Source organism: Bradyrhizobium sp. 14AA, from assembly GCF_054185205.1.
In genome coordinates, this window is record NZ_JAVAYM010000100.1 from 1 (window position 1) to 515 (window position 515).

Sequence of the window (515 nt, forward strand, 5' to 3'; positions counted from 1 at the left end):
ATGAGGTCTCGACCGATGGCGGCAGCACCTGGACCGCGGCCACAGCCGCGCAGAGCGATCTGGCCGACGGCAGCTACCAGTTCCGCGCGACCGTCACCGATCCTGCCGGCAACTCCTCGACCAGCAACATCGTCACGGTGGTGGTCGACACCACCGCGCCGACGGCGGGGACGCTCTCGCTGTCGAGCTATGACGACAGCGGGTCGTCGTCTGCGGACTTCAACTCGACCGACAAGACCTTCGATCTGTCGCTGAGCGGCAACGCCGATGCCAACGGCACCAGTGTGGCCTATGAGGTCTCGACCGACGGCGGTAGCACCTGGACCGCGACCACGGCCGCGCAGAGCGATCTGGCCGACGGCAGCTACCAGTTCCGCGCGACCGTCACCGATCCTGCCGGCAACTCCTCGACCAGCAATGTCGTCACGGTGGTGGTCGACACGTCGGCGCCGACGGCGGGGACGCTCTCTCTGTCGAACTATGACGACAGCGGGTCGTCGTCTGTGGACCTCAAC

At 66.8% G+C, this 515-nt stretch carries 1 protein-coding gene; it reads left to right on the plus strand.

Annotated features, from left to right (window positions below):
• On the plus strand, positions 1-515 hold a 515-nt coding region (locus tag RAD15_RS43500; protein WP_458184812.1), incomplete at both ends, for an Ig-like domain-containing protein.